Genomic DNA, 9692 nt, shown 5'->3' on the forward strand with positions numbered 1-9692 from the left:
AGAAAATTCTCTTTATATCGCTACCTTAAAACGCACCGTGGCCAGAACCTTAATCAGCGCCCATTACAATCAGCAAATCCTTGGCATCCACCTGGTCGCCAACACCGACGAGCAATTCAGCAATTCTGCCGTCTTTTTCAGCGTGAAGGGTGGTTTCCATTTTCATCGCCTCAATGCTGAGCAGCAAATCACCCTTGGTCACTTTCTGTCCAGCCTGAACGGCAATATTTGAAACCATCCCCGGAAGCGGTGCACCGATATGGTTGGCATTGCCGCTATCGGCTTTTTTATTGACCTTGATCGCTACAGTCGCATCGTTCTTTCTGACCCTGATAACCCTCGGCTGACCGTTCAGTTCAAAAAACACTTCGACAGTGCCATCTTCATGAACACCGCTTATCGCCTGACAATGAATGACAAGGGTTTTCCCGGCTTCAAGGTCAACCATGATTTCCTCAAACGGCTCCATACCATAGAAAAATACTTTGGTCGGAAGATGGCTGATCGGTCCAAACTGATTACGGGTTTCGGCAAAATCCGTATAGACCTTCGGATACATCAGATAAGAGGACAGATCAAAATCGTTTATTTCATTGCCGGTCGCTTTTTTTGCCTCGGCCCGCAGTTTTTCCAGATCCGCTGGCGGTAGACTTTTTCCCGGCCGTTCGGTCAGCGGCTTTTCCCCTTTCAGAATTTTTTTCTGTAAGTCTTTTGGAAATCCACCGACTGTCTGTCCCAGCTCACCCTTAAACAGGCTGACAACGCTGGCCGGAAACGCAATATCCTTGTCCGGGTTTTCCACGTCTGCACGGGTCAAGTTTCCTGACACCATCATAATCGCCATATCCCCAACCACTTTTGAAGACGGGGTTACCTTGACAATATCCCCAAACATCTGGTTCACTTCGGCATAGGTTCTTGCCACCTCATGCCAGCGTTCTTCAAGCCCCATGCTACGGGCCTGTTCCTTAAGATTGGTAAACTGCCCACCCGGCATTTCATGCAGATAAACTTCTGAAGCACCGGCACGAATATCACTTTCAAATGCCATATACTGACGGCGGACCAGTTCCCAATAATCACTAATTGTGCGGATTGTCGCACTGTCAAGTCCGGTATCACGGTCACCACTTTTAAGTGCCGCGACTATTGATCCAAGATTTGGCTGTGAAGTAAGTCCACTGAAACTGTCCATCGCGGCGTCCGCCGCATCAACACCTGCTACGGCCGCGGCAAGGACACTCGCCGCACTGATCCCGCTGGTATCATGGGTATGGAAATGAACCGGTATACTGACCTCATTTTTAAGGGCGGTGATCAGCCTTGTCGCTGCCGCCGGCTTTAAGAGACCGGCCATATCCTTAAGTCCAAGAATATGTGCCCCGGCTTTTTCAAGCTCTTTTGCCATATTGACATAATATTTGAGGCTGTATTTTGCCCGGTCCGGGTCATCAATATCCCCGGTATAGCAGACGGTTCCTTCACAGATTTTACCGCTTTCAATGACCGCATCCATGGCAATGCGCATATTTTCAACCCAGTTCAGGCTGTCAAATACCCTGAAAATATCAATACCGGATTCTGCTGTTTTTTTAATAAAATACTGAATGACATTGTCCGGATAATTTGTATAGCCGACACCGTTGGATGCCCTAAGCAGCATCTGTGTCAGAATATTGGGGGCTGCGGCGCGAATTTCCCTGATCCGCTCCCACGGGCTTTCATTTAAAAACCGCATCGCCACATCAAATGTTGCCCCGCCCCAGCATTCAAGACTGAGAAGCCCTGACATTTTCTGGGCATAGGCCGGGGCAATTTTTACCATATCATAGGTACGCATCCGTGTTGCCAGCAGTGACTGATGGGCATCCCGCATCGTGGTGTCGGTCATAAGCAGCCGTTTTTGATCGAGCATCCATTTGGCAAACCCTTCCGCACCCAGTTTTTCAAAAATATCCCGGCTTCCTTCCGGAATATCCGCACTGACCGGTGGCGGCGCTTTAGGGGTCGGGCTTTCAATCGGAAGCCGTCTTCCCTTCACTTCCTTATTCCCGTTTACCGTGACTTCGGCAATGAAATTCAGAAGCTTTGTTGCCCGGTCCTTACGCGGTTTGAAATTAAACAGCTCAGGCGTCTGATCAATAAATCTTGTGGTATAGGTCCCGTCCCTGAATGTGGGGTGATTGATCAGATTTTCCAGGAAGTTCAGATTGGTGGCAAGACCCCGAATTCGGAATTCACGAAGCGCCCGTCCCATTCTTTTTACTGCCTGCTCCGGGTCCGGCGCCCAGGCCGTAATTTTTTCAAGCATACTGTCATAATAGCGGGTGATCACTGCCCCGGAGTAAGCCGTTCCCCCGTCAAGTCGAATGCCAAAACCGGTCGCCCCGCGATAGGCGGTAATCCGGCCATAATCAGGCACAAAATTATCTTCCGGATTTTCCGTGGTTATCCGGCACTGAAGGGCAAAGCCGTTAAGCTTGATATTTTTCTGTTTTGGAATACCGGATCTTTTACTGCCAATTTCTTCACCATCGGCGATTAAAATCTGCGCCTTGACAAGATCAACACCGGTTACCACTTCTGTTACAGTATGTTCGACCTGAATTCTCGGGTTTACTTCGATAAAATAAAACTTGCCCGTGTCGGCATCCATCAGAAACTCAACGGTTCCTGCATTGGAATAACTGACTGATTTAGCAAGCTTTATGGCAAGGCCACATAAATATTCCCTTTGCTCCGTGGTCATGAAAGCGGCCGGCGCCCGCTCAATCACTTTCTGATTGCGGCGCTGAACCGAACAGTCCCGCTCGAAAAGATGAACAAGGTTTCCGTGTGTATCCCCCAGTATCTGAACCTCGATATGGCGGGCCCGTTCAATCATTTTTTCAAGATAGACTTCATCCTTGCCAAAGGCATTGGCCGCTTCACGCTGGCCTTCATTGACCTGGTTTTCAAGTTCTTTTTCACTGCGGATAATACGCATACCGCGGCCACCGCCACCCCAACTGGCCTTAAGCATGATCGGGTAGCCAATTTCATCAGCAAGTTTATGAACTTTTTTCATATCTTTTGGGAGTGGCTCTGATGCAGGAATAACCGGAACACCAGCGCTGATTGCCATGTTACGCGCGGCAACTTTATTGCCAAGATCACGCATGGCCTGTGCTTCAGGGCCAACAAAAATTAACCCGGCATTACGGCAGGCATCAGCAAATTCAGGATCCTCAGATAAAAAGCCATATCCCGGATGTATGGCATCAGCACCAACCGATTTGGCAATTCGCAATATTTCGTCTCCGGCAAGATAGGCCTTTACCGGCCCGAGCCCTTCCCCGACCAGATAGCTTTCATCAGCTTTAAAACGGTGAAGCGCCAGCCGGTCTTCATGTGAATATATTGCAACAGTTCTTATTCCAAGTTCCGTCGCTGCCCGCATTATCCGGATAGCAATTTCGCCCCGGTTTGCGATCAGTATTTTCTTAATTTTATTCATAATGCCTGTATTGTTTATTTATTACCCGGCGCTAGCATAACTTTTTTATTCTTTCTGTAAACTAAAATATAAAAACCTTAAGGCAGTCGGCCGTTTTTTCAAAATTTCCATTCCTTGATGCAAATCAATTTATGAAAAATATCTATACTATACGATCTGACGATAAAAAAACACGGTCTGACATCTAAAAGATATAGGAGAGCTGAAAATGTTTAAAACCATTTTGATACCCATTGGCAGTGACGAAGAAGCGGAAACAAGGATAAAGGCGGGCGTTATTCTGGGAAAGAAATTTTCTTCACATCTAAAAGGCTTCCATGCCGTCCCCACTCTTAAATCTTTGGAACAGCTCACACCCTATGCCTATTATTCATACGATCTTTACACGCAAATATGGGAAACCCAGAAACAAAAGGCGGAAGAGCAGAAAAAACATTTTCTCGATTATATGAAGAAAAATTATGATGATTATGAATGGCGGGAAGCACAAGGCGATTTTATGCGGTCCTTTAAACTCGTCTCCAGATCATGTGACCTGACCATTATAAGCCAGGGAGAAGACACCTATTCCGATGTTATGGGATCAATGGCCCGGTTTATGATGGAAAGCTCCCTTCCCGTTCTTGCTGTTCCCTCGGGCGGACTTGATAAAAAAGTGGGCACCAATATCATGATAGCCTGGGATGCCAGCGCAGAAGCCGCCCGCGCCGTACATGATGCCATGCCATTTCTTTTGAAATCAGAAGAGGTTACAGTTGTTACAATTAATGAAGATCGCAAACATAATAGCCAACTGGACGATATCTGCTCTATGCTGGAACGGTCAGGCGTAAAGGCAAAAGGCGTGGAAGAAGGTGAATATCCGGACCGTTCTGAAAGACTGCTTCAACTGGCCAATGAATGGGATATTGATCTGATTGTTGCCGGAGCGTGGGGACATAAACGCCTGCTTGAAATAATTTTTGGGGGTGTTACCAAAGCACTCTTTACCAATCAGGAAATAGCCGTTTTCTTTTCCCATTAGGGATCAATAACTAGATATAATTTTAGTTATTTTTTGGCTAATTATTAAGAACATATTAACAGTCTTCTGTTAGCTTTTCCTAAATTGAGTATTTATGGAAAATTTTACAAAATGGCTGCTAATCTGACAAAGTGGTTTACCAAATTTGCAAGAAATGAAAAAGGGGCAACTGTCGTTGAATATGCCCTTATACTTCCTGTTTTTCTTGTTCTTACGTTAGGGTCAATGGAAATAGGGCGCATTCTGATGGTTTATTCGGCTCTTGAGGGGGCCGTAACAGAATCCACACGGATTTCCATTACCGGTAATATTCCGGATGGCTACGCAACGACAGAAGACTATATCAAGGATTATGTCAAAGATTCCCTTGAAAATTTCGGCATAGATGCCGGTGTCAATATAAGCATGAAAGTCTATGACAGTTTTTCCGACATTGGATCTGCTGAACCCTTCACTGATGAAAATGCTGACCTCATTTGCAATAACGGTGAATTTTATACCGATGTCAATGGAAACAACACCTGGGACGAGGATATGGGGGCAAATGGTGCCGGCGGCGAAGAAAATATTATGGTCATGGAAATTGACGTCGCCCTTCCCTATATGATGCACGGCATTATTGATGCTTTCAGTCATGAAGAAAATATCAATCTGTCTACGTCAACCGCTGTCCGAAATGAACCATATGGTGGCATCGCCTGGGAACCAAGCGATACCGTAAGATCATGCAACTAGGGACAGTCACATGATATCAAAATCAAAATTTTTAAAAAAAATCGGTTTCCGCCAAAATAAAGGCCTTCAGGACAATGTCAAACTGTCTCGGGACCAGAAAGGTGTTGCCCTGATTGAATTTGCGGTTGTGACACCGTTCCTTACTGCCCTGCTGATGGGCTGTATTGATCTGACCTATTATCTTGTGGCTCACCAGCGTATTTCAAGATCAGCCTACACCATGTCCAACCTGATGACACAAATGGATAAGGGACTGACTGAATCCCAGGTAAGCGATATGATGCTCGCCCTTGATCAGGTGAGCAAGCCATTTAATATTTCGGATAACGGCAGAGCAACCATTACCGCCATTATCGGCGAAGGTGTTGATGGCGCTGCTGCCACCAGCTATTCCGTCGCCTGGCAGCGCTGCTATGGTCCGAATTCGTCAACGCCATCATTTGGTGCTGCCGGCAGTACCGTTGATAGTGCCGATATACCGACCAATTCGATTGTAACAACATCGCAAATTCTTGTGGTGACGGAGGTTGACTATACGTTTGAGCCAATCCTCGGCATCCTACCCCTGGAAGGTCATATTAAATATGATGCCTATTTCCGTCCACGCCGGGGAACAATTGAAAATATTGTTGCTGACGGGTCTGCCCCGAACAGCTGTTCCTAAATTACCTTATCTCTGTAATTAAAAGCTAAAAGAAAAGCCGGCAATGGAAGTGGAGTTTCATTGCCGGCTCAAGTTACCATTTTATTTTATCAGGAAAATAAAATGAGGGTTGTTAGATATTCCCCGGATTTACTTACTCAATCTTAAATCAGCAAGATCGTTTGCAATTGCCTCAAAGGCACCGTCAAGCTCCGCTGCATCCGGCGCATGAAAATATTTACCGCTGTCTGTGGCGCACCCTTCATAAAGGTTTTTAAGAGTTGTGTTGGTTGCACCGCTGCCAAAGGTAATTGTATAAACAGTAATCCCCATCCCTTTCATGGCCGAACAGACATAGGCTAACCTTTTATTAATGGCGCTACTTGAGGAAGACTGAGTTGTCGCACCATCAAGGCGGCCCTCATCCCGAACACCATAGCCCGAATAATCCCCACTATACCTACGATCATACCCGAATGTTTCATCGCCACCATCATATTGAGCATTTACACATTGCGGACATTTGCCATCACCGTCATCATCCCAGGCATCATCATTATCACTATTACGGTCTTGCTTATCATAATAGGGATTGGTTGAACTTCTATCTATTACCCAATTCTCACCGTCGGTCATAAGAACCACAGCTTTAACCATTTTGTCATCATCATAGGCGATATCGTTAAAAAACGGTGATCCGGTATGGAGCATTCGCCAGCCCCAGATCATCCCGATATTGGCAATAGTACCGCCACGGTTATAGGAATAATAAAGACTGTCGATATAGGTATTCAGATCCGCTTTGGTGGATGTAAAATCCAGCACCGGCGCCGGGCAGTTAATATTGGGCCCGCCATCCGCATTGACATTTTCCCCACTGCCGCCTTCGTGCTGATAATCCGGTGCGGGCCAGACTTCACCATTTGGACCGTTCAAGTCCGATAAGCTATAAACATTGTCATAATGCGGCCGCCACAGGAATGGAACCCAGTCCACCCCTTCATGTTCCACTTTGACGTCATAGGCATCAGCAGCGCTTAAATCGCTGTTGGTATGACGCGCTTCAACGCAGCCGTTCCATTTGGAAAGGTTATTGGCATCATAGGTATAGCTGGCCGGCATAGTTGATGTGTCAATATATGAACTGTCCAGTAAATGCCCGATATTGACCGTCGTCACATAGGGAACAATGGCTATTTCAAGTTTGTCATTTGTCGCATCATTGCCAAACAGGTTATTAACCATGGCCTTTGCGGATGTTTTTAAAGCATCAATTTTTTTTGTTCCGCTAGCATATTGCCTCATAGACCCTGTGTTATCCAGCACCATGACCAGCTGAAGACCGGTTTGCTTGCTGGTGGTTTCCGCATCGGCGGCAATGGACACCGTATCAAAACCAAACAGCCGCATAAAAACAGTATTAACCGTGCCTGAAGTGGAAACTTCCAATGTTTTGGTTGCGGTGTCCACTTCTCTGATATTAAGCGTCTGGACTTGACCGCCCATCAGGCTTGAATCAAAATTGCTGTCAAAAAAGGCCTGAATTTCGGCATCCCGCGTTGCAGAATGAAATGATTTTGCCCCGGCAAGGGCCGCAGCATCAAGGGCACCGGAAAGCTGCGAGCGATATAAATATGCCCTTCCAAGATCAACACCAATTCCAAGAATACCAATAAACACAGTTGCAGAAAGAGCCACCTGAAAAAGGATGGCCCCCTTTTGATTACGCCGTAATTCACGGCCAATCTTTATAAATTTAGAAAAATAGGTAAACATTTTCCCGCCAATCTAATAATGAATCGCAGAAAAGAGTAAGCGATTCAAATTAAGAAAGTCCTAAAGTTCCCCTAAATTTTAGCTAAATTTTTAAGCAGAATTTATTGGATTCTAAGTGGTGGACCCTGCAGGATTTTGGGAAATATTGCGCAGTTATTGTGCTTCAAAAACACCGCGGGCAATGGCACGTGCCATGGTGTCCGCTGCGGCGGCGCCAATTTCAGAAATGGCCCTTGATCGTCTTGGCCCATCGGGGATTTCCTTTGTGCCACCGGAAATGCAGAAGATGGTATCCCCGTCCGATAATGTATGAACAGGCCGGATTGCTCTGGCGTAACCGTCATGAGCCATCATCGCCACCCGTTTGCACTCGGCCGATGTCAGTTTGGCCGATGTGGCAATGATGCCAATGGTGGTGTTTGTCCCCGGTCTTGACCCCCCGGTTTTGCTGTCATCGGGAAAGGGCTGTATGGCGGCTTCCTGGTTCGGATTTGGCTTTTGCCCGCCCAGTTCATCACCGTAAGCAAAGGGCTGCGCCCAATATGTTTTCCCGTCCGGCATAAAGACGCTACCCACACAGTTGACCGCGACAAGTGCCCCGACAATAAGACCATCCCCCAGATCAATGGACGTGGAACCAACCCCACCTTCCTTATTACCGGCCCTTGCCCCTAAACCTGCCCCGTAGTTACCAAGTGGAAAGGCTTTGCCATTTCGTTTCTGCGCATCTTCAAGCGCTTTAATACCAAGATTATGATAGGGCGTTTCAAGGCCCCAGTCCTTATCACCGCCATTGACCAAATCAAACAGGATCGCTCCGACCACAATCGGCACCGCCGGCATATTTTCGGTAAATTTAAGGCCGACATTCTGTTTGGAAAGCACTTTAGCAATACCATCCCCGGCAGCAAGGCCAAAAACACTGCCACCGGAAAGCACAACTGCATCGGCCCGCCCGACCAGGTTTTCCGGGCTTAATACCTCCACATCACGAAGGCCGGGACCACCGCCACGTACATCAACCCCGCCGGTGACTGAACCCGGGCAGTAAAGAACCGTTGTTCCGGTTCTGACCTTCTGGTCTTCGGCATGTCCGACACTGATCCCTTCAACATCGGTGATTAAATTCTGTGGTCCCGGTTTAAACATTTTTAGTCCTATCCCTTTTTATTTTTAAGCTTATGCTGAAATAACCCTTTAAACAAGCCATTAAGCCATGTTTCGTTTAGATACATTGCCCGATTTAGATACAGCGTCCGCCGTCAACCTCCATCGCCACCCCGGTAACCATGCTCGCCTCATCACTGCACAGATAACAGGCGGCATTGCCCATATCCTCCGGTGTTGAAAAGCGGCCGATCGGAATGGTCGAGAGGAATTTTGCCCTTATTTCCGGTGTGTCTTCACCCATAAAGGTCTTCAGCAGCGGCGTATCCCCCGCAACCGGGTTAATGGCATTGACCCGAATACCAAAGGGGGCAAGCTCAACCGCCATGCCGCGGGTTGCCGTAATCATCCAGCCCTTTGACGCATTATACCAGGTCAGATTGGGACGCGGGCTGACACCGCCGGTACTCGCCACATTTAAAATGGCGCCGCTTCCGGCCTTTTTCATAATCGGGACAATATGTTTCGCCGTGTTATAGACCGATTTGGCATTGACATTAAAAATCCGGTCAAAATCGCTTTCAGGGAGCTGGTCAAGCGGCTGGGGGATATGGCCGATCCCGGCATTATTGACCAGAATATCAACTGTTTTAAACGCTGAAACCGTTCTTTCAACAAGGGCCTTAACGCTTTCCCCATCCGAAACATCGACCTCAACCGCCATTACATTTTCACCAAGTTCGGCGGCCAGATTTTCCGCCAGCGTGATATTCAGATCGGCAATGACCACATTGGCCCCTTCAGCCGCAAATTTGCGGACAATCCCGGCACCAAAACCGGATGCACCACCTGTTACAATTGCTATTTTTTCATTTAATCTCATAATATTATCACTTTTTTTTAAACTTTTA

At 47.1% G+C, this 9692-nt stretch carries 7 protein-coding genes; 3 read left to right on the forward strand and 4 right to left on the reverse strand.

Going from position 1 to position 9692, the window contains the following annotated elements; translation table 11 throughout:
- Positions 1–49 precede the first annotated feature (49 nt).
- Positions 50–3496 (reverse strand): pyruvate carboxylase, encoded by a 3447-nt coding sequence (pyc, locus tag R3D86_00540; GenBank protein MEZ5756686.1) that lies wholly within the window; start codon positions 3494–3496, stop codon positions 50–52.
- Between the two features lie 208 nt (positions 3497–3704).
- Here pyc and R3D86_00545 point away from each other — a divergent pair, with 208 nt between their 5' ends.
- The 3 genes from R3D86_00545 (at position 3705) to tadF (ending at position 5919) form a co-directional block, all read left to right on the forward strand.
- Positions 3705–4520, forward strand: coding sequence for a universal stress protein (locus tag R3D86_00545; GenBank protein ID MEZ5756687.1), 816 nt, complete (start codon positions 3705–3707; stop codon positions 4518–4520).
- Between the two features lie 111 nt (positions 4521–4631).
- Positions 4632–5255: a TadE/TadG family type IV pilus assembly protein gene (locus tag R3D86_00550; GenBank protein ID MEZ5756688.1), complete on the forward strand. Its 624-nt coding sequence runs from the start codon at positions 4632–4634 to the stop codon at positions 5253–5255.
- Between the two features lie 10 nt (positions 5256–5265).
- A complete protein-coding gene (tadF, locus tag R3D86_00555; protein MEZ5756689.1) occupies positions 5266–5919 on the forward strand; it encodes a tight adherence pilus pseudopilin TadF in 654 nt (217 codons plus the stop codon).
- Positions 5920–6048: 129 nt separating this feature from the next.
- Here tadF and R3D86_00560 read toward each other — a convergent pair whose 3' ends face one another.
- The 3 genes from R3D86_00560 to R3D86_00570 form a co-directional block, all read right to left on the reverse strand.
- A complete protein-coding gene (locus R3D86_00560; GenBank protein MEZ5756690.1) occupies positions 6049–7674 on the reverse strand; it encodes a pilus assembly protein TadG-related protein in 1626 nt (541 codons plus the stop codon).
- A gap of 153 nt (positions 7675–7827) precedes the next feature.
- The gene (locus R3D86_00565; protein ID MEZ5756691.1) at positions 7828–8823 is read right to left on the reverse strand and encodes a P1 family peptidase; all 996 of its coding nucleotides are present in this window, start codon (positions 8821–8823) and stop codon (positions 7828–7830) included.
- Positions 8824–8917: 94 nt separating this feature from the next.
- The gene (locus tag R3D86_00570; protein MEZ5756692.1) at positions 8918–9664 is read right to left on the reverse strand and encodes an SDR family oxidoreductase; all 747 of its coding nucleotides are present in this window, start codon (positions 9662–9664) and stop codon (positions 8918–8920) included.
- Positions 9665–9692: the final 28 nt, after the last annotated feature.

Source organism: Emcibacteraceae bacterium (assembly GCA_041396985.1).
Lineage (GTDB): Bacteria > Pseudomonadota > Alphaproteobacteria > Sphingomonadales > Emcibacteraceae > Pseudemcibacter.